The organism is Rhizobium sp. P1_B8 (genome assembly GCF_056406515.1).
Genome location: NZ_JBFTZZ010000002.1, coordinates 130,142 through 155,583, shown reverse-complemented (window position 1 = coordinate 155,583; position 25,442 = coordinate 130,142). Strand labels below are relative to the sequence as shown.

The following is a 25,442-nucleotide window of genomic DNA, read 5'->3' as shown; positions in this document are numbered from 1 at the left end:
CACTGGACCAGATAGCGACATGAGGTGTTTGGTCGCAGTGCAGCAATCATGCCGCACTGCGGCAAGAATCATGTTGCACTACAGCTTTGAAATCCTGATGAAATCAAGAAGGATTCTTCGGCGAGCGCATGTTCCAAACAATATATCCGCCTGAACCGGCCAGGCCAGCATCCCATCGCAAAATCGCGGTCCGGATCACGCTGTTTTTTCCGTCCACGCCTCATTTTGAGCCGCCATGATGAACTATTTACGTCTTACGGACTTGATAAGCCTGCAGGTTTGATCAAGATCAGGCTGAGGCGCCTTGCCGAAAGCGCTTCAACGAGGGAGGCGTTTTATGGCTACAACATCGCATTACGGACCGTCGTCGTCGTCGCTGGAACGCGACGCGCGGCGCATTCACGACGACAAGCCGGTTTCGCCGGGCAGCATCGCCATCGGCGTGGTGATCGGCCGCATGTCGGAATTCTTCGATTTCTTCGTCTATGGCCTTGCCTCGGTCCTGGTCTTTCCACAGCTGATTTTCCCCTTTGCTCCGGACAGGCTGACGGGAACGCTCTATTCCTTCGCCATCTTCTCGCTGGCCTTCCTGGCGCGCCCGGTGGGCTCCGTGGTCTTCATGACGATCGACCGGCTGTACGGCCGTGGCACCAAGCTGACGATCGCGCTTTTCCTGCTCGGCGGCTCAACGGCCTCGATCGCCTTCCTGCCGGGTTACAACGAGATCGGCGTCTGGTCGATCGCCTTGCTGGCGCTCTTCCGTCTCGGCCAGGGCTTCGCGCTCGGCGGCGCCTGGGATGGCCTTGCCTCGCTGCTCGCGCTCAATGCGCCGGCCAAGCACCGCGGCTGGTATGCGATGATCCCGCAGCTCGGCGCGCCGATTGGTTTCGCGCTGGCCAGCACGCTCTTCGGTTATTTCGTCGCCAATCTTTCCAATGAGGATTTCCTCTCCTGGGGCTGGCGTTATCCCTTCTTCGTCGCTTTCGCCATCAATGTCGTGGCGCTGTTTGCGCGTCTGCGCCTGGTCATGACCAAGGAATTCGGCACGCTACTGGAACAGCACGAACTGGAAGCAGCTCCCATCCTCGACGTGCTGCGTGTCCATGGCCGCGACATCCTGATCGGCGCCTTCGTGCCGCTGGCGAGCTTTGCGATGTTCCACCTCGTCACCATCTTCCCGCTCGGCTGGATGAGCCTTTACGGCAACCAGCCGATCGGCGCCTTCATGGTGGTGCAGGTGGTCGGCGCCATGGTCGGCATCGTCACCATCATCGCGTCGGGCCTGATCGCCGACCGTATCGGTCGGCGCGCCCAGCTTGCGATCTGCGCCGTCATCATCGCTATCTTCAGCTTCGTCGGGCCGATCCTGATCGCGTCCGGAAACAGCGGTCATGACGCTTTCGTCATCATCGGCTTCGGCGTGCTCGGCCTTTCCTTCGGCCAGGCGACGGGCTCGATCTCTTCCCGCTTCGGCCGCGGCTACCGCTATACCGGCGCTGCCTTCACCTCGGACCTGGCCTGGCTGATCGGCGCAGGTTTTGCACCGCTGGTGGCGCTCAGCCTTTCCAGCCGCTTCGGCCTGCCCTTCGTCGGCTACTACCTGCTGTCGGGCGCCATCTGCACCCTTGCAGCACTCGCCTTCAGCAGGGCGCTGGAGCAGCGCGAATAGACGGACTTGAACCCAGAGGCCTGCATGGGAAACCATGCAGGCTTTTGTTTTTCGGACCGCCGACATTCTGGCCGGCGATTAACTGAATTGTTTTCTTGCGATCTGAACAAGCTTTCGCACGGCTGCGATAAGCCAGCTTGATGAGATCGAGCGTCAGACCGATTTGCGAATCGATCAGCCGGAGATCGGCCGGTCAGGACGAATTGGTGGAACGCGCCAACTGGTCATTTCACGATCTTTTATCGTGATCTATCGTGTTCGCCAGAAAATCGAACAGGTGGAAATTTCGCGCCTCGTTCAACGCGCACAGAAAAGGCCGCCGAAATCTTGCTTTGAAACCCTACTGCGCCATCTGCGGCTGTTTCGCCGCCCGGGCTGCGGTCAGCTCCGCGGTGGTGTGGTTCAGGCGGTCCGCCAGAACCCGCATGATTTCCACAGCCATCTCGGGGAAGTCGCTGAGCAGCTTCAGGAAGTGCTCCTTGCTGATGCGCAGCACTTCGAGCGGCGAGGTGGCGCGCACCGTTGCCGTGCGCGAGACATCGCAGAGAATGGCGATTTCGCCGACGATCGAATTGGGTTCGACATCGGCGACCTTGATCTCGCCCGCCGGCGAGGAGACGACGATATCGGCGGTACCCGAGAGGATGACATAGGCGGCGTCACCGACATCGCCCTGATGGAAGAGATCCTGTCCGGCCTTGTAGGTCATGCGATCGGAGGTAAAGGCCAAAAGCTTGAGCTTTGCTGGCGCGATCCTTGAAAAGATCGGCACCCGTCGCAGCATTTCGACTTCGTCTCTCAACAGCATGAGCGTTTCAATCCCCTGACGCAGGGTCCACAGGACCAGGCATCTTCAAACTCCGAGGCGTTCCCCCTCGGGAACACCCACCATCGCCGCCCCTATAGAATATTACGATAACAGTTCCTTGAACATCCCGTTTTTCTCGGAAAGTTCCGGATAGTTTCCAGCCTCCGCCAATCCGCCGCGATCGAAGAGCAGGATCCGGTCGAACTTCTCCGCCAGCCGGGCATTAGAAAGCACCCAGATGATCGCCGGCCGATGGCCTTCTTCGTGCAGGCCTTCGATGATGTTGCGGGTGATCTGATCCTGAACCCGCTGGTCGAGCGCCGACAGCGGCCGGTTGAAGATGAAATAGTCCGAGCGCTTCAACAGCGCGCGGGCCAGGTTCAGCTTCTGCCGCTGCACCATGGTCAGTCGCTTGCCACCGGAGCCGACGTCGAATTCGAGACCGATCGACAGCACGTCGTCATAAAGGTCAAGCGCATCGAAGAGTTCGCCCATGATGCCGCGGATGCGGTCGGAGGCGTCGGCTTGCTGATAGGCGATACGACCGAAGAGCACATTGTCCATCAGGCTTGCCGACGGGGTGAAACGCTCGGCATCGTAGCGCTCGATCAGCTCGGCGAGATCGGCCGGAATATGCTCGTGGAACTGCTTGCGGGCGTTGACGATCTTGTCCATGAGCTCGTTCGTCAGCAAGCCGAAGCGATGGCGCGGCTCGATATAGGCAAAACTCAGCCGGATGATGGCCGAACGTTCCTCAGGCGTGGCGTCCTCGAAGCGGCGGCTTTGCAGCTTCTGCAGCAGCGCCTGGTAGGTCGGAATGTCGTCCGCCGTCATGAAGGTCAGCTGCTGGAAGAAAGGATGGTCCGGCGGCAGGTCGTGGAAGAGTTCCACCGCGTTCTCGGCGATCTCGAGGCCCATGGCGTAGAGATCCGTGCTGAGGCCGGTTTCACGGAAGAGCTCCTGGAAATAGGGATGCGCGGCAAGCCTCCGATTGGTCATCAAAGGCCGCTTCATCGTGCCGAAGAGCAAATTCTCGCCAACCGTCGCCTGGGCGTTGTAGGCGTCGAAATCGAAAGGCACGACGATCGTGTCGAGCCCCTCGTCGCGCAGCCGGTCGCGCAGCGAGGCGCGGAGCGCCACGACGTGGTTGCTGACTGCCACATGCACATCGGTATTGACGGTCGAGCGCAGCGCCAGATCGAGGATGTCCTGTGAGATGAGGACGGCGTCGAGCACCGGGCGGATCGCTTTCAGCAGGTCCTCGGGCCCGCTGGCGCCGGCGGCCTTGTAGTCCACCCAGTCGCTGTTGAGGTCGAGCGTCGGATTGCCGGCCTTCTCTGCCTCGGCGGAATGCCATTTGTACTCCAGCGCTTCCCGCTCGTCGTAAACGGGATCGGTCATCGGCGCATGTTTGAGGCCGTAGAGCAGATTGCTGGCCAGCGTGCCGTGGAAGAAGAAGGTGTCGGCCGAGGCATAGGAGATCCGCCGGCCGGTAATCGATTCCGGCAGGTCCAGGAGATCGCGCCCGTCGATGGTGATGCGGCCGGAGTCCGGCCAGACCATGCGGCCGAGCGCTTCGGCGAAGGCTTCCGCGCCGCTGCCGTTCGGCCCGACGATCGCCACCGTCTCGTTCGGCTTGATCTCGACGGAGACGTGATCGACGAGGCGGGCGCCGCTGTCGTCGGAGAGCGACAGATTGGTGACGACGAGCGCGCTCGTCAGCGCCCCGACCGGGGCAATCGCGAGTTCCTGGATACGGCTGTCGATTAGCGGCTCGACATTGAACTGCTCGTAGACCTGCTGGTACTTCACCTGCACGTCCTGGCGCATCTGGTCCCAGTCGATCAGTTCCTTCAGCGGCCCGGGCAGGTCCTTGTAGGCTGATATGACGGCGACGAGCTGGCCGATGTCGAGCCGGCCCTGCAGCGCCAGGTAGCCGCCGATCGCGTAAAACAGGAACGGCGTGACCTGGGCGAGGAAGTTGTTGATGAATTTCACCAGGAACTTCCACTGGTAAAGATCGTAGCGGATCGAGAAGATCCGGCCGAGCCGCGAGGCGATGTCGGCGCGTTCGAGGTTCGATGTGTCGTTGCCGTGGATCGTGCCGATGCCGTCGACGATTTCGCCAACGCGGCCGGAGAGCTCGCGCGCCGTCAGCTGCCGCTGGCGGCCGAGGTCCAGCAGGCGCTTGCGCATGCGGGGAATGACGACCGCCTGTACGCCGACGATGCCGGCGGCGATCATTCCGAGCCAGAAATTCTGCACGATGATGAAGGCGAGCGCCGTGATCGCCTGGCCGCCAAGAAGGGCAGGGGAGACGAAGGCATCGCCGGTGAAGCCGCCCATCGGCTCCACCTCGTCCTTGATCATGGTGGCGATTTCGGCCGATTTTACCCGCTTGAAGTGGATGGGCGGAAAACGCAGCACCCGGTCGATCAGCTCGAAGCGGATACGGCGCAGCATGCGCTCGCCGAGCCGGCCTTTATAGGTGTTGATGTAGAACTTGAAGAGGCCGTTCAGCACCACCAGCGCCAGAAACACCAGGCTGAGGGCCATCAACATCTGGAAACGATTGAGCTGCAACCCTTGGAAGAATTCGACATGGCCGATCAGCGGGATGTCATAGGCAATATGCATGAAGGTCTGCCTTGCGCCCGGACCTTCGAAGCCGTCACCCTGAATCGGTCCGTTGACGATCTGCTTCGGCAGGTCGAAGGACAGGAAGTAGGGCACCATCGAGGCGGCGACGACAGCCAGAATCCACAGCTGCTGCAGCCGCGTGTTCTTCCAGATGTAGCGGGCGAGGCTTTTTTCCATGGCTAACCGTCAGCTTGCTGGGAAATTCCGGGGGCGCGATCCGGGCGCCGGGACGGGGAGGAATTTTGAGAACAGGACCATGCAGCCGGACCGCCGATATCGCAATGAAAACAAGGCGAAGCGACCGGCTGCAGAAATGCCGATTCTCGCCGGAACTCTGCTTATATCACAGGAATTTTGGATTAGGCGAGGGATTCGGCAATCATGGAGCGAATGATGGCGGCGGTTTTCTCCGCTCCGGCGAGATCGAGCAAGACCGGCCCCCTTAGCTGTGCCGCGAGCGCCTTTTCGACGGCCTCCCTAACATGGCCCGACGTCAGTCCCTTTTCCGGCAGGATGTCGGCAAGGCCGAGCGCCTGCAGCCGTTCGGCGCGCACCGTCTGCTCGGTTTCGCCGTCGGCGACGAAGGGGATGAGGATCGCCCGGCACTCGGTGCGCAAGAGATCGCCGACCGTATTGTAGCCTGCCTGCGAAATCGACACTTTCGCGCCGCGCAGCAGAGAGGGAAAATCCTTGCGGAAGCGCACCAGCGTCACATTCGGGGCGGCATCCTCAGACAGCGCGGCGAAATCGGCCTCCGGCAGGTTCGGGCCTGATATCAGCAGCCAGCGAAGATCGGCGGGTAGCAGCGCTGCTGCCTCTTTGGCCGCGCCGATCAGTGCAGCACCGACCGCGCCGCCGCCCGCCGATGCGATGATGTCGAATGTCTCGGTCGGTTCCGGCGCCGGCGGTGGTGCGACGAGGCCGGTATAACGCAGCCTGTCGGCGATCTCGGATGTCAGCGGGAAGGTGTCCTCGAGCCTGATGAAATCGGGATCGCCGTGGACGAGCACGGCATCGAAATGATCCTTGACCAGCTTGGCGGTCTCCGCGTCGCGGCCTGCCTTGCGGTTTTCCTGCAGGATGTCGCGCACCGAGCTTAGGAGTTTCGGCCGAGGTTCGGCCTTTTCGATCGCCTCGAGCAAGGGCAAGAGTTCGAAGCGCATCTGTCGCCGGCCGAAGGGGAAGGCTTCGATGATGACGACATCGGGCCTGGCGGCATGGAAGGCATCGAGAAGCAGCGCGCGGCGGGCATTGAGGAAATCCTCGCCCGCTGGCCGGCCATTTGCATCGGCGAGGCCGGAAAAACCGGCATTGCTGGCAACGACCGCCGGCAAGGCCACGGTCTTTATACCCTCGCCCGGAAAGCCCGGCACAGGCAGGCCGCCGGTCACGACAGTCACGTCAAAACCGTCTTCGACAAGCGCATTGGCGATGCGGCTGGCGCGGGCTATGTGGCCGATGCCAAGCAGATGCTGGACATAGAAGAAAATACGCGCTGCCGTCATGACGCCTTCTGCCATTCGGCCTCGAACAGGCCGGTGAGCTGTCTGATGCTGGAGTGATAGTCGAAATGTTCGCGCACCTGGTTTTCGGCTGCGTCGCCGAGACGCTTGCGCAGTGCTGGGTCGCGGATTGCCGCCTCCAGCGCTCTGGCCAGCAGCGCCGGGTCCTCCGGCGGCACGACGAGGCCGTTTTCACCGTTCTTCAGGAGCTCAGGCACCCCGGATACTTCGGTCGAGAGGCAGACGAGCCGCTGGCTCGATGCCTCGACCAGGACGTTCGGCAGGCCGTCGCGGTCGCCGTTGGCGGCGATGCGGCAGGCAAGTGCGAAGAGGTCGGCGCGGCGGTAATGATCGAGCACGTCTTCCTGTGCCATGCCGCCCTTCCAGACGATGCGAGGGGAAATGCCGAGTTCCGTGGCCAGCGCCTTCAGTTTCCCAAGCTCCTCGCCGCCGCCGATATGGTCCATGCGCCAGTTAAGATCGGCAGGTAGCAGTGCCAGCGCCCGCAGCAGCACGTCGTAACCCTTTTTCTCGACGGCGCGGCCGACGCTGAGGATGAAGGCCGGATCGTCGGGATCGCTCCCGGTCCGGTCCGAGCGCTCGCCGGCAAAATGGCCGAAACGGGCAAGATCGAGACCGTGGTAACTCAAGTGCACGGTCTCTTTGCGTGATGTCAGCGTCCGCATGTGTTCATAGCCCGTCCTGGTGCAGGTGACGGTCCAGCGGGCGCTGCCGAGTTTCTCGTTCAGCTCCCAGTCGGGCGACGTCCAAATGTCCTTGGCGTGCGCCGAGCAGGTCCAGGGGGTGTCCGTGAGGATGCTCGCATATTCCGTCACCGAGGCCGGCGTGTGGATGAAATGGGCATGCAGCCATTCGCCCTCGTCCGGCCATTCACGCCCCAGCACCAGTGCCTGGCCGAGACGGCGCAAACGGTTGCGGGAGAGGTCGCGCTTGAGGTCGGCGAGGAAGCGTTTCATCAGCGTCTTGAAGCCGGGTTTGGAGAAACCGGCGGCCAGGCCTTTCAGCACGCGGATTGGCTCTTCGTGTAGATATTCCGGCAGATAGACGACACGCGCCCGGATCTCGTCATGCACGGGATGGCGCTTCTTGTCGGTCGGCCGGCGCATCGAAATCAGCGTGAGGTCGAAGCCGGCCTTTTCGAGGCCGAGCAGCTCCTGGGCGATGAAGGTTTCCGAAAGGCGGGGATAGCCCTTCAGCACAACGAGGATCTTGCGGCGTTGCGGCAAGGCTGTGCCCTATTCCGCGCCGACGAGGGAAAGGTGGCTGCCGCGGCCGTCGATCCACCGGCCGACGGTCTGCGAGATATGGTCCAGCCCTTCGAGACGCATATTGCCGCCGCTCTTCGACGGCGGCTGGCGGAAGGGCAGGCGCTTCAGCGCTTCGGCCATGATGGTGGGGTCGACCGACTGATCCGGCAGCAGCATGTCGACGAGGCCGAGCTCGCTTGCCCGCTGGGCGCGCAGCAGTTGTTCCTCGCGTGGCTTGACGCGCGGCACGATGAGGGCCGGCTTGTCGAAGGAGAGGATCTCGCAATAGGTGTTGTAGCCGCCCATGGCGACGACGCCGGTGGCGCTGTCGATCAGCTCTTCCATGTGGTTGTCGAACTCGATCACCTCGATATAGGGGATCGCTTCTCCCTTCTGCACCAGCTTGGCCCGCTCGGCGGCCGGCATATAGGGACCGAGCACGACGAGCGCCTTCTGCGTCAGCGTCGGGTCGGCCTCGTAGGCGTTCATGACGTCGTGGACGAGATCGGAGCCGTCGCCGCCACCACCAGTCGTGACGAGGATGTAATTATCCTTGCGGGCGTTGATTGAGGTCTTTCCCCTGGAGACGCTGCGCTGCAGGAAGCCGACGAAATCCATCTTCCGGCGCAGGCTGGCCGGCACGTCGAGGCCGATCAGCGGATCGTAGAAATCCGGCGGACCATAGACCCAGACGCTGTCGTAATATTGGTCGATCTTCTGCATGATGCTGTTCTTCTTCCACTCGGCCTCGAGCAGATGCGGCGCGTCCATGATCTCGCGCAGGCCGAGCACCAGGACGGTACCGCGAGCCTTGAGATAAGCCAACGTATCCTCGACCTCGCCCTTCAGCCCCATCGGTTCCTTGTCGACGATGAAGATATCTGGCTGGAAGGTCTCGGCCGTGTGGCGAATGCTCGACTCGCGCATCTTCAACGTCTCGTGCAGGTCGATATGGCTGGCAAGCGACGTATATTCGCCGTTGCGCAGCTTGATGACGCTCGGGATCTTCACGAAGTCGACGCGGGCGCGGTAGTCGAAGGCGCCGGCGATCGTGGCACCCGAAATGATCAGAATGTTGAGGCCGCGATAATCCTCCACCAGCGCATGGGCGATGGCGCGACAGCGGCGCAGATGGCCGAGACCGAAGGTGTCGTGGCTGTACATGAGGATGCGCGCATCTTCGAGACGTCTGGACATGGGCATCCCTTCTGGGGTGAGCGACATACTTAGTGCCCCCACCGTCGGGAGGCCAAGAGGAGGGGGCGGTGCCGTGACGTACCGCCGCATTTCCTGCTATTTGTAGGGATCTGCCGCATCACGCAAGCCGTCTCCCAGAAAGTTGAACGCCAAAATGACAAGAACAACAGGAATGATCGGATAGAGCAGCCATGGATAGAAGGCGATGACGCTGACGCTTTTTGCCTCGGTCAGCAGAATGCCCCAGCTGGTGATCGGCGGACGAAGGCCGAGGCCTAGGAAGGAGAGCGCGGTCTCTCCAAGGATCATGCCGGGGATGGAAATCGTCGCCGAAGCGATGAGATGCGACATGAAGCCCGGCACCAGATGTCGGCCGATGATGCGCGGCGTGCTGGCGCCCATCAGCTGTGCGGCCTGGACATAATCCTCCTCACGCAGCGCCAGGAGTTTGGAGCGCACGGCACGCGCCAGCCCCGTCCAGTCGATGATGCCGAGGATGACGGTGATGCCGAAATAGATGACGATCGGGCTCCACGTCACCGGCATGATGGCTGCCAGCGCCATCCAGAGCGGCAGGCTCGGCAGCGATTGCAGCACTTCGATCAGGCGCTGGACGATGAGATCGAAAATGCCGCCGCGATAACCGGCAAGGCCGCCGATGATGATGCCGAGCACGAAGCTGATCGAAATGCCAATCAGACCGATCGTCAGCGATATCCGCGCGCCGTAAAGGATGCGCGACAGCACGTCGCGGCCGAGCCGGTCGGTGCCGAGCAGGAACATCTGCCCGCCGATCGCCGGGCAGACAAGATGATAGTTCGAGGCGACAAAGCCCCAGAATTTATAGCCATCGCCGCGGCAGAAGAAACGAATCGGCTGCACGTCATTCTTCTTGTCGGTATAGACCCGGTGGAGCGTGTCGATATCGAGCGTCATGCTCCGGCCGTAGACGAAGGGACCGACGAAGCTGCCCTTGTCGAAGAAGTGGACGCGCTGCGGCGGTGCATGAATGAAATCGACATTGCGCGTGTGCAGGCCGTAGGGCGCCAGGAACTCGACGATCAGGATCATCAGGTAGACGGCGGCGAGAAAGATGCCGGAGATCAAAGCGAGCCTGTGCTGCTTGAACTTCCACCACATCAGCTGCTTTTGCGAGGCGAGATGGATGCGCGATTGCGCTGCCGTCATGCTTTCGGTCGCGTGCGGATCGAAAGGAGCGGTCGAGACGTAATGCGCAAGCGGCGCGCCGGGTGCGGGAAGGGGCGACATTATTTGGTGCTCCTGCCTTGCAGACGGATGCGGGGATCAAGGAAGCCGAGTGCGATGTCTGAGATCAGCACGCCGATGACATTGAGGAAGGCCAGGAACATCAGAAAGGAGCCGGCGAGATACATGTCCTGGCTCTGAAGTGCCTTGATGAGCATCGGCCCCGTCGTCTCCAGCGACAGCACGATCGCGACGATCTCGGCGCCCGAGATGATCGACGGAAGGATCGAGCCGATATCGGCGACGAAGAAGTTGAGCGCCATGCGCAGCGGGTATTTTAGCAGCGCCTTGAGGGGCGGCAGGCCCTTGGCGCGCGCGGTGACGACATATTGCTTCTGCATCTCGTCGAGCAGGTTCGCGCGCAGCCGCCGGATCATGCCGGCCGTGCCTGCCGTGCCGACGATGATGACCGGGATCCAGAGGTGAGAGAGGATCGATCGTGCCTTCTCCCAGCTCATCGGCGCCGAGATATATTGCTGGTCCATCAGGTGCCCGATCGAGATGCCGAACCAGATATTGGCGAAATACATCAGGATCAGAGCCAGCATGAAATTCGGAATGGCGATGCCCATCAGGCCGAGGAACGTCAGCCCGTAGTCACCCCAGCTGTATTGGTGCGTGGCCGAATAGATGCCGATCGGAAATGCGATCAGCCAGGTGAGCAGGATCGTCGTGAAGGAGACGAGCATCGTCAGCCAGAGGCGGTCGCCGACCACGTCGGAGACCGGCAGCTGATATTCGAAGGAGTACCCGAAGTCACCGTGCAGCATGCCGCCGACCCAGTAAAAATAGCGCACGATCTCCGGCTTGTCGAAGCCGTATTGCTGGCGCATCTCCTCGATTTCCTGAAGGTTGGCGGTCTCACCGGAGGCACGCAGCTCGGCGATCTGGCTCTCGAAGAAGTCGCCCGGCGGCAGCTCGATGATGGTGAAGACCAGCGCCGAAATGACGAAGAGCGTCGGCACCATGGCGGCGATGCGCCAGAGAATATATCTGAGCACGGCCTCAGGCCTCCTTATACCAGAATGCATCCGGCATATAGACGCCGAGATAGGAGGTGGGATCGAAGCCGTAGAGCGCTTTCTCCGGCAGGTTTTGCAGTTTGGCGGCGCGAAGAACCGGCTGCAGCGTGCTGTTGATCAGGCCGATCGAAAATACCTGCTGCGTATAGAGCGACAGCATCTTATGCCAGATCACCTGGCGCTCCTCGAATTTCGCCGTCGAGCCCCATTGGCTAAGCAGGTCGACCAGTTCCGCAGCCTCCGGCAGATCCGGTGCAACGCCCTCCTGGCCCGCGGAGAGGTAATGCATGCCCCAGAGCGGCCATTGCAGCTGATCGTCGAGTGTTGGCGCAAGGCCTGCGGGCGACATGTCGGCCGTCGGCACGCCATTGTCGAGGCCGTACCAGATCGACATCATGATCGAACCGCTCATCGCGCGGTTGCGGAAGACGTCGCGCTGCGAGGTGCGGGTATAAAGCGCAAGGCCGATATTGGCCCAGTGGTCGTGCACCAGCTCCAGCACATCGGTGTCGAGATTGCTCTCGCCGGCGGTCTCGACGGTGATCTCGGCGCGCCGCCCGTCGGGCAGCAGCCGGATGCCGTCGTCGTCGCGCTTGGTCAAGCCGAGCTCGTCAAGCAGGCGGTTGGCCTCGTCGGGATCGAACTTCACGAAGGCGTCGGCATATTCCTGCTTGAAGAGCGGGCTGTCGGGCAGGACGGTATCGGCGCTTGGCGTGCCGAGGCCGTAGAAGGCCACCATGTTGACCTCGTGCCGGTCGATCGCCAGCGACAAAGCGCGGCGCAGGCGCACATCGCGGAAGAGGCCGCGCCACACCTCGTCGGCACAGTTGAGGTTCGGCAGCAGCGTGATGCGCGAGCCGCGCGCGAGCTTCCAGAGATTGACCTTCACCGGGAAGCGCTTCTCGGCCTCCTTCAGGAAGGTGTAGTCGTTGAAATCGATGCCGGTTACCTGCAGGTCGGCTTCGCCTGCACCCGCCTTGGCGGCGATGATCGACGACGAGGAGACGTTGAGGATGAAACGGTCGAGATAGGGAAGCTGCCGGCCGGTCTCGTCGATGCGGTGGAAGAACGGGTTGCGCTCGAAGACGAACTGCTCGGACGGCAGCGGCGTCGTATTGCGCCAGGGATCGAGCGTCGGCAGGTTCGGATTTTCCGGACGGTAGGAACGCGCCATCTTGATGTGCAGATCCTGCCATTTCTTGACGCGGTAGGTCTTCATCAGCTCGTCCATCTTCGCCTGGTCCGGCTGGAATTTCTTGTGGAACTGCTTGAGATAATGACCAGGGCCGAAGATGACGAGCGGCTGGGGGCCTGCCAATGTCGGCAGGAACATCGGGTTGGGTTTTTCCCAGGTGTAGCGCACGGTCAGCGGATCGAGCATCTCGAAGCGCGGCAGGCTGCCGTGCGGACGAAGCTCCAGCGCGCCGCCGCCGGGCGTCAGCTTGTCGTTCAGGATGACGTCTTCCCACCAGTAGCGGAAATCGTCGGCCGTGAACGGCTGGCCGTCGGACCATTTATGGCCCTCGCGCAGCGTGAAGGTGAAGACCGTGTCGTCTTCGGACTGGAAACCGGCCAGAATATCCGGCTGAAATTGCAGGTGCTTGTTGTAGCCGACCAGGCGGGCATAGCCGTAGATCGTCATGAAGCGGATGTCGCGCTGGCTGCCGATGATCGTGCGCACCGTGCCGCCGTAGGCACCGGGTTCGAGCCCCATCTCCTTCAGATTGACGATACGCGGGCGCACAGGAATGCGCTCGGCCATCGGCGGCAGGCCACCTGATGCAAGGCGCTCCTTCAGGAATTCTGGCTCGGCGACTTGTTGTGCCCTCACGACCACAGGCGCGATCGCCGCGCCGACGAGGCCGCCCAGGAATGTGCGACGCGTCACCATCCACGCAACTCCTTGGCATCGGCGCCCTTGCGGGCGCGCACCAGATGGCCGTCGCCGAGGTCGGCATAGGCAAGTTCGGAAGCGTCGTCATGCTCGGCGGTGAAGGTCACGCCCCAGTTCTGCTTGTCGGCGGCGCCGTTTTCCCTGAGCGCCTTGAAATCGAGCGGTCGGTCTAGATCGGGGAAGGGGACGGCGGCAAGCAGCGATTTCGTATAGGGGTGCACCGGATCACGCAGGATGATCTCGCGCGGCGCGATTTCGACGATGCGGCCCTTACACATCACCGCAATGCGGTCGGCCATGTAATCGACGACGGCGAGATTATGCGAAATGAAGAGATAGGTCAGCCCCAGCTCCTTCTGCAGGTCCTTCAACAGGTTGAGGATCTGCGCCTGCACGGAGACGTCGAGGGCCGAGACCGGCTCGTCGAGGATGACGAGCTTTGGACCGAGCGCGAGTGCCCGCGCGATTCCGATGCGCTGGCGCTGGCCGCCCGAAAAACTGTGCGGGTAACGGCTGAGATAACGTTTGTCGAGGCCGATTGCCGCCATCAATCCTTCGACCTTGCGCTTGCGCTCGTCACTGTCGCCGCGGTCATGGATCTCGAGCGGTTCGCTCAGGATGTTGCGCACCGTCATGCGCGGCGAGAGCGAGGAGACCGGATCCTGGAACACCATCTGGATCTTGGTCCGCATGTCCTGCAGTTCGGAGCCTTTGACCGAGAGGACGTCGACGACCTCCTTGCCGTCGTTGAACACCACGGCGCCGCTGTCCGGCGTGATGGCGCGCATCAGGATCTTGCTGAGCGTCGTCTTGCCACAGCCGGACTCCCCGACCAGGCCAAGACATTCGCCGCGGCGGATGTCGAAGCTGACGTCGTCGACGGCGCGCAGGACGGTGGCTTCGTGCTTGCCGAAGAAACTGCGCTTGCGCGTCTTGTAGGTCTTCGAGAGATTGGCGACGGAAAGCAGGATACCCGGCGCCTCTGCCTGGCGCGGCTTCTTCATGCCGACAAGGGCTTCGAGATTGACCTTCACATCGCGCAGCGCTTTCAGCCGCTCGCCGGGTTTCATGTCGAAATGCGGAACAGCGGCCATCAGCCCCTTGAGATAGGGATGCTGCGGATTGCGGAAGATATCCTCGACCGGCCCGGCCTCCATGATCTCGCCGTGATAGATGACGACCACCTCGTCGGCCATGTTGGCGACGATGCCGAGATCGTGGGTGATGAGCAGCATCGCCATGCCGAGCTTGGCCTGCAACTCGCGGAGCAATTCGAGGATCTGCGCCTGGATCGTCACGTCGAGCGCCGTCGTCGGCTCGTCGGCGATCAGAAGGGCCGGCTTGCAGATCAGCGCCATGGCGATCATCGCGCGCTGGCGCATGCCGCCGGACAGTTCGAACGGATACATGTCGTAGGTTCGATGCGGGTTCGAAAACCCGACCAGGCCGAGCATCTCCTCGGTCTTTTCGCGCGCTTCTTGCTTGTCGGTTTCGGTGTGGATCAGGAGCACTTCGCTGATCTGATTGCCGATCGTATGCAGCGGCGAGAGCGAGGTCATCGGCTCCTGGAAGATCGTCGCCATGCGCCGGCCGCGCAGGTCGCGCATTTCCTCGCTGTCGCGCGGAAAGGACAGGATGTCGGTCGTGCTGCCGTCGAGCGGATCTGTGAAGAGGATGCGGCCGGTAGCCTTGGCCGGATTGGGCAGGATGCCCATGACCGACTGGCTGATCACCGATTTTCCGGAGCCGGATTCACCGACGAGAGCGGTGACTTTGCCCGGAAGAATGCGAAGATTGGCTTCTTTTACGACGCGTAACCGGTCACCGAAAACCGAGAAGGAGACGTCGAGATTTTCAATACGCAACAGATCGGCTGCAGACGCCATACCAATGAAATTCCCCAGTCTTCTATGTTCCCGTTAAGGCACACTATCGTACCGCAAACGGGGTGTCTAGCTGATGACAATCATAGAAAAACCAGCATGTCCCGCCGAAGTTCCCCAGGCGAGACGCGCAGATTATGAGAGGGGTTCTAAGCTGTTACTGGATGAATTTCTCCATGCTGGTGCGCGTGACCTGTTTCTTGGCGTCGCGATGCAGGAGAATGACCTGCTCGGCTTCTGAAAGTCCGTTCTGCACGGCCTCGCGGAAGCTCTCGTCGACATTGATTGCTGGCGCGGGCGCGCGCGGCTGCAGCACCGTCACTTTCTGGCGGATGCCGCGCAGCTTCTCCTCGCCGAGCGTCGTCCACTCGCCGCCGCAATAACCGGCGAAGGCCTGGCTGGCGACGACCTCGCGGCCGTATTTCTTGGTCAGGATCTGCAGACGCTGGACCTCGTTGACCGCCGAGCCGAAGGCGGAGAAGGTCAGGCGGTCCTTGAGGCCGACATTGCCGAACATGACATTGCCGACATGCAGGCCGATGCCGTAGCCGACCCTGGACAGGCCTTTCTGCTCGCGGTCCCTGTTGAGCTCGGCGACCCGCGCCTGCGCCTGGTGGACAGCCGAAAGCGCTGCCTCGCAGGCAATCTTCGATGGGTCCTTGTGGCGCCCGCAAGGATAGACGGCGAGGAAGCCGTCGCCGAGGAAACTCAGGATCTCGCCGCCATTGCGGTTGAATGGGGCGGCGATCGCATCGAAGAACTGGTTCAGCGTGTCGATATAGGCCTGCCGGCCTTCCTTTTCGGCATACATGGTGGATTCGCGCATGTCGCCCATGACGAGGGCTGCGCGGATCGTCTCACCGTCGCCGCGGCGGATCTGGCCGTTCAGCACCCGCTTGCCGGCGTCGCCGCCGAGATAGGTGGTCAGCATGTTGTTGGCGAGCTTGCCGAGCACCGCCATCTTGGCGGCGACCGCCAGATGGTTCTGCATTCTGAGCAGCGCATCGATCATGTCGTCGGAAAAGCCGGTGTTATGGTCCGTCGACCAGGAACCCATCATGCCCTGCACCGAGCCGTCGCCGAAGGGCTGCACGAAGGCCAGGTAGTCGGTGATGCTGTCCTTACGCAGGTCTTCGAAAATGGGAAATTCGTTCGGCCCATCCTGCAGCAGCCGGCGGCGGATGTGCTGCAGATTGTTGTCGAGCAGGTAGTAATAGGGGCTCTGCAGGAAGCGATCCGGCTTTTGCCCGGCGGGCATACGGAAGCCTTCGATGGTGACGCCGCTGGCGCGCCGCCAGGTGAAGCTGAGCGCATCGTAGAGCGGATGCAGCATCGAAAAGGAAAGATGCACGCGCGCAAGCGGCAGGCCTGCAGCCGTGAGCCTTTCGCAGAAACCACGGACGATATTTTCAAGCTCGTCTCCGGCCAGCGAAGAGTTCGTCAGCCATTCAGCGACCCGGTCCAACAGGATGGAGGACACGCTGGATTCGATCGTGCTCATTCTCGGTATGATCCTCATAAGGCACGCCATCCCCAAGAGCCAAAAGTCCCTCGGCCGGCACATTTTCATGCGCAGGTCACAAGGAAATCAGGATGTACGAGCGGTATTATTGTGTCAACGGATCTGCCGAAAGCCCGGCAGCGGCGCCCCTCAGCTCCCCATATCGGGGGATCGGACGGGTTGTCCTTTCCAGGTGGTTCATTATCAAAAGTCAAAATAGGGATGCTGCAAATGCGAAACAATGGGATGCGCAATTTTTTGTGCGCTCAAGTTGCAGCAAGGGCCGTCACCGAGTCATTTCGGCCACACCCGGTCAGCCACATCCGATAAGCATCGCAAGGGGTCGCGGCCGTGTTTTCTGCTCCTCTCGTCAGCGGAGAGACGGAGCCCGGGTTTAATTTGCCCGGATCATGCATTAGATCAGCCTTCTCTTCCCCGTTTGAAAGATCCCGCCTTGGCCTTCTCCTCCTTCGATACGCTTTTGCAGAAGATCGAAACCCGCGCGGCGCGTGCCGGTATCATCGGCCTCGGCTATGTCGGTCTGCCGCTGGCGATGGCGGTGGCGCGCAGCGGCTTTGCGGTCACCGGTTTCGACATCGATCCAGGCAAGATGGTGGCTCTCGATGCCCGCCGGTCCTATATCGACGCGGTGACCGACGCAGCACTTTCCGCTGAGATCGATGCGGGCCGCTTCAAGGCGACGACCGATTTCGCCGGCCTCGACGAGTGTGACGTCATCATCATCTGCGTGCCGACGCCGCTCACCAAGCATCGTGATCCCGATCTTTCCTTCGTCGAGGCGACGTCGCGCTCGATTGCTGCGCACCTGCGCCCCGGTCAGCTCGTCGTGCTGGAATCGACCACTTATCCCGGCACGACCGATGATGTGGTAAAGGTCATTCTCGAACGCACCGGGCTGAAATCCGGCTCGGACTTCTTTGTCGGTTTCTCGCCGGAGCGCGAGGACCCAGGCAACCAACACTATCATACCGCCACCATCCCCAAGGTCGTCGCCGGCGACGGGGCCGAGGCGCTGGCGCTGATGAAGGCCTTCTATGGCGCGGCGGTATCGTCAGTCGTTCCGGTCTCTTCGAATGCGACGGCCGAGGCGGTGAAGCTCACCGAAAACATCTTCCGCTCGGTCAACATCGCCCTCGTCAACGAGCTGAAGACCGTCTATGCGGCGATGGGCATCGACGTCTGGGAAGTGATCGACGCGGCCAAGACCAAGCCCTTCGGCTACATGCCCTTCTATCCCGGCCCGGGTCTCGGCGGCCATTGCATCCCGATCGATCCCTTCTACCTCACATGGAAATCGCGCGAATACGAGCTGCCGACCCGCTTCATCGAACTTGCCGGCGAGATCAATTCGGCAATGCCGCGTCATGTCGTCGGCAAGCTTGCCGAGGCGCTCGACATCCGCGCCGGCAAGGCGCTGAGCCGCAGCAGGGTGCTGGTGCTCGGGCTCGCCTACAAGAAGAACGTCGCTGATATAAGAGAGAGCCCGTCGCTGCGGCTGATCGAGATCATCGAGGAGCGTGGCGGGCGGGCGGATTATCACGATCCCTTCGTCGCCGAGATCCCGCCGACGCGCGAATACCAGGCGCTGAAGGGCCGCAAATCGGTGGCGCTGACGCCGGAGACCATCGCCGGCTACGATGCGGTGCTGGTCGCGACCGACCACGACAAGGTGGATTATGCGACGCTCGCAAAAAACGCCTCGCTGATTGTCGACACGCGCAACGTCTTCAACCGGCTCGGCCTCTCGGCCGATCACGTCATCAAGGCGTGACGGAAACAGCCGAAAGCGACTTGCCGGTGATCTGGCTGGCGGCCACCGCATAACCGCCGGCGGCGCCATCGATGAAATGGATGTGATCGCGCGCGATCGGCGTCGGCACGAAGCAGGTCATCAGCGCTGAGGATTGCCGATGCAGGCCGTAGCGGGCCACACCCTTGGCTTGGGCCTGTTGCAGCAAAGTCTCGATGCGCTTCAGGTGTTCGGCGTCGACGTCGATCGTCATCTTCAGCCCGTCGTCGAACTTGCGGAAATCGGAATTGTCGGCGACGTCGCGCTTGTAGCGGCGGGCATCGAAGCGGCCGAGCGGAATGCCGAGCCTGTAGCACGCGACGGTGATGCCGAGCTGCAGGAAGATGAAGAGCTTCTGCCACAACCGCCGGCTGGGTGGCGCGGTGGCCTTGGCCTCGCGATTGATACCATGCAGCGAGAAGGCAAGGTCCGGACCATCGGCCGGTACCGGATGGCTGTCCCGGTTCTGCTCGGTGGTGATGGCGACGATGCCGCTGACGAGCTCTTGAAATTCCCGGCCTGGCCGGCCTTCGCCGGGCACGGCGATAATCGAGACGATCTCGCCGTTTCTAGCATCGATCGGGCTCCACCGGCAGGAGAGACCGGTGAGATCCGGGCGGGTTCCAGCGGGCGCGCGGGCAATGCCGTAACGGCCGAGTTTCATCTGTCTTTCGGCCCAGCTGGTGCCGCCGCCCCAGAACATCGCATAGGTGACATAAGGGCTTGCGGAGTAACGTGCGACGCGGACGTCGAGGCCCTCGGCGCGGGTGTCGGCGACCGGCACGATGGCGATGCGCAGCACCAGGTTCAGATCCTCCTCGACCCAGACCTGCGCGGCGGCAAGAGCCTCGCGTGCCGCCGCCTCCAGTGAACCCGGAAGTGCGATCAGCGCGCCGTCGCCGCCGAAGACGAAGGGATAGTCGCCCTTGCCGACGGCATTCAACACCGCTGAAATGACGCTGGCGCCCGCCATGTTGACGTCCTTGTAACGGCCGGCGCCGATCGCCTGCGTCGAGCCGACGATATCGGCGAGCGCCATCACCCATCCATCCGGCAGCGGCCGGTAGTTGGCGGCGTCGGTCACGCCCTCGAATTCGCTGAAGAGCGGCACTTCGGCAAAGAAATCTTCGTCGGTCACGGTTTTCATGTCATCGAGCTTAGCACAGACCCATGTTGCCACTGCAACGCCAATTCCCATTTACGGCAATCGACTTGGCGAGGTTTCATGTGTTAGAGCCTTTTCTGGTTTCCGGGACACACGGAAACGCTCTAACTTTTTGTTTTTACGCAATTCCGAACGCAAAATCGCTGCCGCACTTTTTGCTGGAATTGTTTCAGGACCGCTAACGATTTCATGACGGATACGGATTAGATGAGCCGCCTCGACAGCTTCATTCGCCGGTTGACGGCTCAACGCGACATTCTGAACTCGATCATCGATCTGGTAGGGGAAATTGAAGGCCCGGTGCTGGAGTTCGGCCTCGGCAACGGCCGCACCTATGATCATCTGCGCGAGAATTTTCCCGGCCGGCGCATTGTCGCCTTCGATTGGGAAGTGCGTTCCTATTCGGCCTCGACACCAGAGGCGCACGACATGGTGACCGGCAATATCCGCGAGTCCGGCCAGGCCTTCGTCGGCATCGGCGCAGCACTGGCCCATGCCGATATCGGCACCGGCCATGACGAGATCGACGCGGTGACGCTGACCTGGCTGCCGCAGCTGATGGCCGGCGTGCTTGCCCATAACGGCGTCGCCGTCAGCGGGCTGCCGCTGGAGCATCCCGAGCTGGTCGCGCTGCCGCTGCCTGATGGCATCAAGGAAGGGCGTTATTTCCTCTATCGAAGGACGTAAAGTGCAAACGCCGCTAAAAAGGCGCGCGGCGCTGTAGTGTTTCGGTTCACGCCACCAGCCCCTTGGTCAGCTCCAGCGCCTGCCGCTCGAACAGCCGGCGATAGATACCGTTGTTAAGCCGGATCAGCGCCTGGTGGTCGCCTTCTTCAACAATATTTCCCTTGTCGAAGACCAGCAGCCGGTCCAGCGCTCGCACCGTGGACAGCCGGTGCGCGATGACAAGCGTCGTGCGGCCGCTCATCAGGCGTTCCATGGCCTGCTGGATCTGGACTTCGCTCTCACTGTCGAGGCTCGATGTGGCTTCGTCCAGGATCAGCACCGGCGCATCAGCCAGGAAGGCACGGGCAATGGCGACACGCTGCCGCTCGCCGCCCGACAGCTTGACGCCGCGTTCCCCCACCAGTGTCTCATAGCCCTTGGGAAGGTCCATGATGAAGTCGTGGGCGCTCGCCTGTTTGGCTGCGTGCTCGATCTCGCGGCGCGAGGCGTTCGGCCTGCTATAGGCGATGTTTTCCGCCAGCGTGCGGTGGAACAGAATGGGCTCCTGCTGCACGATGGCGATCTGGCCGCGCAGGCTGGATTGCCTAACCCCTGCGATATCCTGCCCGTCAATGCGGATTGCGCCCGAGTTCACGTCATAGAGGCGCTGGATGAGCTTGACGAAGGTGGTCTTCCCGGAGCCCGAATGCCCCACCAGGCCCACGCGCTCGCCCGGCTTGATGATGACCGAAAAATCCTCATAAAGCGGGGTGGGATGAGCGCCATATTGGAAGGTGACGCGATCGAAGACGATCTCGCCCTCGCCAATCTTGATAGGTTTGGCGTTCGGCTTGTCCTCGATGCCTAGCGGCATCTTGTCGAGCAGCACCAGTTCTTCCATGTCGTTGACGGCACGCTGCAGATTGCGGATGTCCTGGCCGACATTGCGCAGATAGCCTTGCAGAACGAAGAACATGGCCAGCACGAAGGTGATGTCGCCAGGCGTCGCCAGCCCCTGCTTCCACATCACCAGGCCCGTTCCCAAAATACCGGCCTGCATGGAAACCATCATGGAGCCCTGGATCGTGCCGCTCAATGTGCCGCGCTTCCATGTCCGCCGCGTGCGGCTGTCCCATCTGGCGAGCACCTGGCCCAGTCGCGTCTCTTCGCGGCTCTCGGCCCCGAAGGCCTTGACCACCGAATTGCAGCTGATGGCATCCGCCAGTGCGCCACCAAGCTTGGTGTCCCAGGCGTTTGCAAGCCTTGCCGCCGGCGACACGAAGCCCATGGATAGCGCCACGGTCACGCCGATATAGATCAGCGATCCCGCAGCCACGATCAGGCCCATGATGGGCCAGTAGCTGCCGAGCACGATGCTGGCGCCAACCAGCATGACGATGGACGGCAGCAGGGCTACCAGCAGCAGGTCGTTGAGCGAGTCGAGTGCCCACATGCCGCGGGTGATCTTGCGCACCGTCGAACCGGCAAAGCTGTTGGCGTGCCAGTCGGTCGAGAACCGCTGCACCTTGTGGAAACCGTTATTGACCACATCCGCCATGGTGCGCAGCGTCAGCCGGATGATGCCGTTGAAGATGAACCAGCGCAGTGCCACGCTGGTCAGGCCCAGAGCCACGACGATGACGAAGGCGTGCAGCGCCTGGTCAGCCGCATTGCTGCCGGCAATGGCATCGACGATCCGACCGGAAAAAACCGGCACCATGACTTCTGCCAGCGTGCTTGATATCACCAGCACGATGATACCGCCCACCAAGACAGGCCGATGACGCCAATGATGGAAAACAAAGCCGAGCACATGGCGATAGGCATCGGCGCGGAAATCGAGCTTCTTGCGAGTCATTTTAATCGCCCGGCCCGTGTCGGAAACCGGTCCTCAAAATCGAGAGTTGGATGGCGCAGCCCGAGCGGGAGACAAAATGATCCCGTCAGATCAATCGGGCCGTTGAAGGATGAAAAAACCGCATGTCGCGCGCGCTTGAGGCGGGCCGCGAATGGAAATGACCTAGTGTCGGGACATTCCGCACGGGAAGGTTTCGATGATTGCTGGCATGCAACGCCTCCCTATGTTCGAACTAAAGCGGTGAGCTTTTTGTACCGGAGCAATGCGCCATTGCCAAGCGGATATTTGCAACCTTACGGAAAGTGATGCGGAAACGACACACCTTGTGCGCTTGCCAGGTGACGGTTGGGCCGGCTTGCTCACCCGCAGTGGCATCGTGGTCAGTGATCTGCCGCTGGACCATCCCGCGCTTGCACCTCCACCGCAGGCAATCATCTGCGCTCACGAAGCGCAGGAATAGGATCTGGCCGGGAGCGCGGTCAGTTTTGCCTCGAAGTCGGCTCCGATTTTGTCCAGTGTCACGCTGTCCAACCGTCGCAGCAGCAGAGCCTGGGCTTCCTTCATCGCGTCGCCGAGGACGACATTCACCGCCTGCTCCACAAGACACTGCGGCTGATCGTCGGCTGGGCCGATGGCGAAGAGATGTGGCTCGCCGATGGCGCGGTAGACGTCGAGCAGGGTGATCTCAGACAGCGGACGCACCAGCGTCCAGCCGCCGCCATGGCCTTTTTCGGAGCGGACGTAGCCCTGTTCGCGAAGGCCGGCCATGGTGCGGCGGACGACGACGGGATTGGTGTTCAGCATCTTTGCAATCATGTCGGAGGTCGCCGAGTGCTGGTGCTTATCCATGTGGATCAGCACATGCAGCATGCGTGAAAGGCGGCTGTCATTGCGCATCGTTGTCTCCCCGTCGATCGGACGGGTCATTATCGCAAGCGGATCGTAACAAGACAAGTAACATGATGCTTGACGTTACCGCATCATGTAACTTATGTTGAGTCATGAGTTCGATATCCAAGGAGAGTTTCATGTCGTTTGAAGCGATCGTCATCGGCGGAAACTTTGCCGGCCTGTCGGCGGCCATGCAGCTTGCCCGGGCGCGGCGGCGGGTTCTGCTGGTTGACGCCGGCGCGCCGCGCAATCGCTTTTCTGAAGCGTCGCATGGGTTCTTGGGCCAGGACGGCCAGACGCCCGCGGCAATCATGCGGGAGGGTAAACGCCAACTCTCGCTTTATCCGACCATCACAATCCGCCAGGGAAAAGTCGTTCGGGCACGGAGGGATGGTGACGCGTTCATTGTCGGCACCGAAGACGGCGGCGAAGAACGAGCCGCGCGCATCGTGCTCGCAACCGGTGTCAGCGACACGCTGCCCGAAATCCCCGGCCTCAAGGAGCGATGGGGCCGTTCCGCGCTGCACTGCCCCTATTGCCACGGTTTTGAGGTGAGCGGCGGCAAGCTCGGTGTCCTTGCAAACCATCCGCATTCGGCCCATTCGGCGATGATGATCCCGGACTGGGGAGTAACGACCTTTTTTACCCAGGCGCTATTCGAGCCCGATGAAGAGCAATTGCTGAAGCTGAGCGCCCGGGGCGTTCGGATCGAACGCAGCCCTATCGTCGAATTGTTGGGCGACAATCCGAAGCTCGAGGCCGTTCGCCTCGCCGATGGCCGCGTCGTGCCGCTCGATGCCGTGTTCGTCGCGCCGAAAACGGCAATGGCGAGCCCGGTTGCCGAACAGCTCGGCTGCGCCTTCGACGACGGCCCGTTCGGGCCGATCATCCGCACCGGTGACAACAAGGAAACCACCGTCAAGGGTGTCTTCGCCGCCGGCGATGCGGCAAGCGCCATGCACAATGCCACGCTCGCCTCCGCCTCAGGCGTGCTCGCCGGCGTGCACTGCCATCAATCGCTTGTCATGCAGTCGGCAGCATAAGGCGGAAACATCCCGATAAACGGGTGAAATTCTCCCCAACAGGTCAGGGACCTTCACGTCCACCTTGCGGTCATCGAGGTGAAAATCTCAACGCGTTAAGCATTGCTTTTAAAATAATGACCCGATGCAACCAACTTATTGCAATTTCTACGTTTGAATTGTAGCTGTTTTTTCAGCTGGAACTACCGTCGTTCTACGACGCTGGCGAACATTAGCAGACGCGCAGCAAACACAAATGGGGCATCGAAGTGGGGTTTTCTGAGGCTGCGGGGACGGCTCTGGTGCAGAAATATGCAACTTTCTCCGGCAGGGCCTCCCGCTCGGAATATTGGTGGTTTGTTTTATTCTATTTCACGGTGCTATTCGCGATCGGAATTGTGTGCTTTGTGACCTCCAGCTTTTCCGATTTCCGAGGCGGAGTTCCGTCACCAGTGGCCCTCCTCTTGTTCATCGGCGGATTGACTTGGCTCGCAATGTTTTTGCCACAGGTGGCCCTTCAGGTTCGCCGCTTCCATGATCGCAATATATCCGGTTGGTGGTATCTCGCGCTGTTCGTCGGCGGCTTCGTTCCCTACATCGGCGTCATCGCAGGTATTGCGATCCTGGTAATCAGCGTGCTCCCGGGCACAGATGGTCCGAACAAATTCGGGCCAGATCCGCTGCGTCCCGAAGCGAGAGCGGAGGTCTTTGCCTAGAGCATGGCAATCCGCAACGTGGGTCTGCCGGTGGCTCTGTTCATGGCCCGCCCGGTTCGGTTTCCGCATCAGCGATGCGCCTGTTTGAAGCAACCGACTTATTGCAATTTCTACGTTTGAATTGTAGCTGTTTTTCGTTCGAAATTACGATCAACCAAGACACTCATTAGACTGTGGGTCATTGCGGTTGCAGGAAGAAGACAGGGGGCATTGAAATGGGGTTTACTGAAGCTGTTCGGACAGTTTTAACGCAGAAGTACGCAACCTTCTCCGGCAGGGCATCGCGCTCGGAATATTGGTGGTTCGTGCTGTTCTATACCTTGGTAGGGCTCGCGCTTGTAATTTTGGCTTTGGCGATAGGCGCCTTTTCCGACCAACAGGGTGGAGTTTCGTCAGCGGTGGTCGCCATCATGGTGATCGGTGGATTGTTTGCGCTGGCGCTCATTTTACCAATATTATCCCTTCAGGTTCGTCGCTTTCATGATCGCAACATTTCCGGTTGGTGGTATCTCGCGCTGATCGTCTTGGGCATGGTTCCCTATATCGGTACCATTACGGGTCTCGCGATCACGGTTATTTCCGTAATGAGGGGCACAGAAGGCCCAAACAAGTTCGGGCCGGATCCGCTGCGTCCGGAAATGAGAGCAGAGGTCTTTGCCTAGAG

General features: G+C 61.3%; 19 protein-coding genes. 6 read left to right on the top strand and 13 right to left on the bottom strand.

The genetic code is table 11. The features are described 5' to 3' along the window. Positions 1-337: 337 nt before the first annotated feature. Positions 338-1,669, top strand: a complete 1,332-nt coding sequence (locus AC1D2N_RS04525; protein ID WP_018246254.1) for an MFS transporter — start codon at positions 338-340, stop codon at positions 1,667-1,669. A 340-nt stretch (positions 1,670-2,009) separates the two neighbouring features. Here the strand turns inward: AC1D2N_RS04525 and AC1D2N_RS04520 are convergent, their stop codons facing one another. From AC1D2N_RS04520 to AC1D2N_RS04475, 10 genes are all read right to left on the bottom strand, one after another. Further along, positions 2,010-2,477, bottom strand: a complete 468-nt coding sequence (locus AC1D2N_RS04520) for a cyclic nucleotide-binding domain-containing protein (protein ID WP_018246255.1) — start codon at positions 2,475-2,477, stop codon at positions 2,010-2,012. A gap of 102 nt (positions 2,478-2,579) precedes the next feature. After that, positions 2,580-5,294, bottom strand: coding sequence for an ABC transporter ATP-binding protein (locus AC1D2N_RS04515; protein ID WP_113541688.1), 2,715 nt, complete (start codon positions 5,292-5,294; stop codon positions 2,580-2,582). Between the two features lie 182 nt (positions 5,295-5,476). Beyond that, positions 5,477-6,622 carry a glycosyltransferase family protein gene (locus tag AC1D2N_RS04510; RefSeq protein WP_130653958.1) on the bottom strand — a complete coding sequence of 382 codons (1,146 nt, stop codon included), beginning with the start codon at positions 6,620-6,622 and terminating at the stop codon, positions 5,477-5,479. Continuing rightward, on the bottom strand, positions 6,619-7,866 hold the full coding sequence (locus AC1D2N_RS04505; protein WP_130653811.1) for a glycosyltransferase: 1,248 nt from the start codon (positions 7,864-7,866) through the stop codon (positions 6,619-6,621). Before AC1D2N_RS04505 ends, AC1D2N_RS04510 begins: the two co-directional genes overlap by 4 nt. Before the next feature lie 9 nt (positions 7,867-7,875). Beyond that, complete coding sequence (locus tag AC1D2N_RS04500) at positions 7,876-9,084, bottom strand: glycosyltransferase family protein (protein WP_018246259.1); 1,209 nt, start codon at positions 9,082-9,084, stop codon at positions 7,876-7,878. A gap of 96 nt (positions 9,085-9,180) precedes the next feature. Continuing rightward, entirely contained in the window at positions 9,181-10,353 is a 1,173-nt protein-coding gene (locus tag AC1D2N_RS04495) for an ABC transporter permease (protein WP_018246260.1), read from the bottom strand. Further along, positions 10,353-11,351, bottom strand: coding sequence for an ABC transporter permease (locus AC1D2N_RS04490; RefSeq protein WP_018246261.1), 999 nt, complete (start codon positions 11,349-11,351; stop codon positions 10,353-10,355). The genes AC1D2N_RS04495 and AC1D2N_RS04490 overlap by 1 nt, the downstream gene beginning before the upstream one ends. Positions 11,352-11,355: 4 nt before the next feature. After that, on the bottom strand, positions 11,356-13,263 hold the full coding sequence (locus AC1D2N_RS04485) for an ABC transporter substrate-binding protein (protein ID WP_130653810.1): 1,908 nt from the start codon (positions 13,261-13,263) through the stop codon (positions 11,356-11,358). Continuing rightward, positions 13,257-15,152, bottom strand: coding sequence for an ABC transporter ATP-binding protein (locus AC1D2N_RS04480; protein ID WP_018246263.1), 1,896 nt, complete (start codon positions 15,150-15,152; stop codon positions 13,257-13,259). The genes AC1D2N_RS04485 and AC1D2N_RS04480 overlap by 7 nt, the downstream gene beginning before the upstream one ends. Positions 15,153-15,306: 154 nt before the next feature. Beyond that, positions 15,307-16,650, bottom strand: a complete 1,344-nt coding sequence (locus AC1D2N_RS04475) for an adenylate/guanylate cyclase domain-containing protein (protein WP_026188741.1) — start codon at positions 16,648-16,650, stop codon at positions 15,307-15,309. A 454-nt stretch (positions 16,651-17,104) separates the two neighbouring features. Between AC1D2N_RS04475 and AC1D2N_RS04470 the strand changes: the two genes are divergently transcribed. Beyond that, entirely contained in the window at positions 17,105-18,442 is a 1,338-nt protein-coding gene (locus tag AC1D2N_RS04470) for a nucleotide sugar dehydrogenase (protein WP_018246265.1), read from the top strand. Here the strand turns inward: AC1D2N_RS04470 and AC1D2N_RS04465 are convergent. Further along, positions 18,432-19,658: a DUF3095 domain-containing protein gene (locus tag AC1D2N_RS04465; RefSeq protein ID WP_018246266.1), complete on the bottom strand. Its 1,227-nt coding sequence runs from the start codon at positions 19,656-19,658 to the stop codon at positions 18,432-18,434. The genes AC1D2N_RS04470 and AC1D2N_RS04465 overlap by 11 nt on opposite strands. Positions 19,659-19,832: 174 nt before the next feature. Between AC1D2N_RS04465 and AC1D2N_RS04460 the strand changes: the two genes are divergently transcribed. Then, positions 19,833-20,312 (top strand): class I SAM-dependent methyltransferase, encoded by a 480-nt coding sequence (locus AC1D2N_RS04460; RefSeq protein WP_130653809.1) that lies wholly within the window; start codon positions 19,833-19,835, stop codon positions 20,310-20,312. Between the two features lie 46 nt (positions 20,313-20,358). On the opposite strand, the gene AC1D2N_RS04455 is transcribed toward AC1D2N_RS04460, so the two are convergent. Next, positions 20,359-22,149 (bottom strand): ABC transporter ATP-binding protein, encoded by a 1,791-nt coding sequence (locus AC1D2N_RS04455; protein WP_130653808.1) that lies wholly within the window; start codon positions 22,147-22,149, stop codon positions 20,359-20,361. 441 nt (positions 22,150-22,590) lie between these two features. Beyond that, the gene (locus AC1D2N_RS04450; protein ID WP_115156718.1) at positions 22,591-23,046 is read right to left on the bottom strand and encodes an Rrf2 family transcriptional regulator; all 456 of its coding nucleotides are present in this window, start codon (positions 23,044-23,046) and stop codon (positions 22,591-22,593) included. Between the two features lie 131 nt (positions 23,047-23,177). Between AC1D2N_RS04450 and AC1D2N_RS04445 the strand changes: the two genes are divergently transcribed. From AC1D2N_RS04445 to AC1D2N_RS04435, 3 genes are all read left to right on the top strand, one after another. Further along, a complete protein-coding gene (locus tag AC1D2N_RS04445; protein WP_130653807.1) occupies positions 23,178-24,083 on the top strand; it encodes an NAD(P)/FAD-dependent oxidoreductase in 906 nt (301 codons plus the stop codon). A 248-nt stretch (positions 24,084-24,331) separates the two neighbouring features. Continuing rightward, complete coding sequence (locus AC1D2N_RS04440) at positions 24,332-24,778, top strand: DUF805 domain-containing protein (protein ID WP_130748250.1); 447 nt, start codon at positions 24,332-24,334, stop codon at positions 24,776-24,778. A 215-nt stretch (positions 24,779-24,993) separates the two neighbouring features. Further along, positions 24,994-25,440, top strand: coding sequence for a DUF805 domain-containing protein (locus tag AC1D2N_RS04435; protein ID WP_130653805.1), 447 nt, complete (start codon positions 24,994-24,996; stop codon positions 25,438-25,440). Positions 25,441-25,442: the final 2 nt, after the last annotated feature.

Excerpts from the sequence above, each read along its gene's own strand:
- AC1D2N_RS04525 (WP_018246254.1), top strand. The coding sequence starts at position 338 with ATGGCTACAACATCGCATTACGGACCGTCGTCGTCGTCGCTGGAACGC.
- AC1D2N_RS04520 (WP_018246255.1), bottom strand. The coding sequence starts at position 2,477 with ATGCTGTTGAGAGACGAAGTCGAAATGCTGCGACGGGTGCCGATCTTT.
- AC1D2N_RS04515 (WP_113541688.1), bottom strand. The coding sequence starts at position 5,294 with ATGGAAAAAAGCCTCGCCCGCTACATCTGGAAGAACACGCGGCTGCAG.
- AC1D2N_RS04510 (WP_130653958.1), bottom strand. The coding sequence starts at position 6,622 with ATGACGGCAGCGCGTATTTTCTTCTATGTCCAGCATCTGCTTGGCATC.
- AC1D2N_RS04500 (WP_018246259.1), bottom strand. The coding sequence starts at position 9,084 with ATGTCCAGACGTCTCGAAGATGCGCGCATCCTCATGTACAGCCACGAC.
- AC1D2N_RS04495 (WP_018246260.1), bottom strand. The coding sequence starts at position 10,353 with ATGTCGCCCCTTCCCGCACCCGGCGCGCCGCTTGCGCATTACGTCTCG.
- AC1D2N_RS04485 (WP_130653810.1), bottom strand. The coding sequence starts at position 13,263 with ATGGTGACGCGTCGCACATTCCTGGGCGGCCTCGTCGGCGCGGCGATC.
- AC1D2N_RS04480 (WP_018246263.1), bottom strand. The coding sequence starts at position 15,152 with ATGGCGTCTGCAGCCGATCTGTTGCGTATTGAAAATCTCGACGTCTCC.
- AC1D2N_RS04475 (WP_026188741.1), bottom strand. The coding sequence starts at position 16,650 with ATGAGCACGATCGAATCCAGCGTGTCCTCCATCCTGTTGGACCGGGTC.
- AC1D2N_RS04465 (WP_018246266.1), bottom strand. The coding sequence starts at position 19,658 with ATGGGAATTGGCGTTGCAGTGGCAACATGGGTCTGTGCTAAGCTCGAT.
- AC1D2N_RS04460 (WP_130653809.1), top strand. The coding sequence starts at position 19,833 with ATGAGCCGCCTCGACAGCTTCATTCGCCGGTTGACGGCTCAACGCGAC.
- AC1D2N_RS04455 (WP_130653808.1), bottom strand. The coding sequence starts at position 22,149 with ATGACTCGCAAGAAGCTCGATTTCCGCGCCGATGCCTATCGCCATGTG.
- AC1D2N_RS04450 (WP_115156718.1), bottom strand. The coding sequence starts at position 23,046 with ATGCGCAATGACAGCCGCCTTTCACGCATGCTGCATGTGCTGATCCAC.
- AC1D2N_RS04445 (WP_130653807.1), top strand. The coding sequence starts at position 23,178 with ATGTCGTTTGAAGCGATCGTCATCGGCGGAAACTTTGCCGGCCTGTCG.
- AC1D2N_RS04435 (WP_130653805.1), top strand. The coding sequence starts at position 24,994 with ATGGGGTTTACTGAAGCTGTTCGGACAGTTTTAACGCAGAAGTACGCA.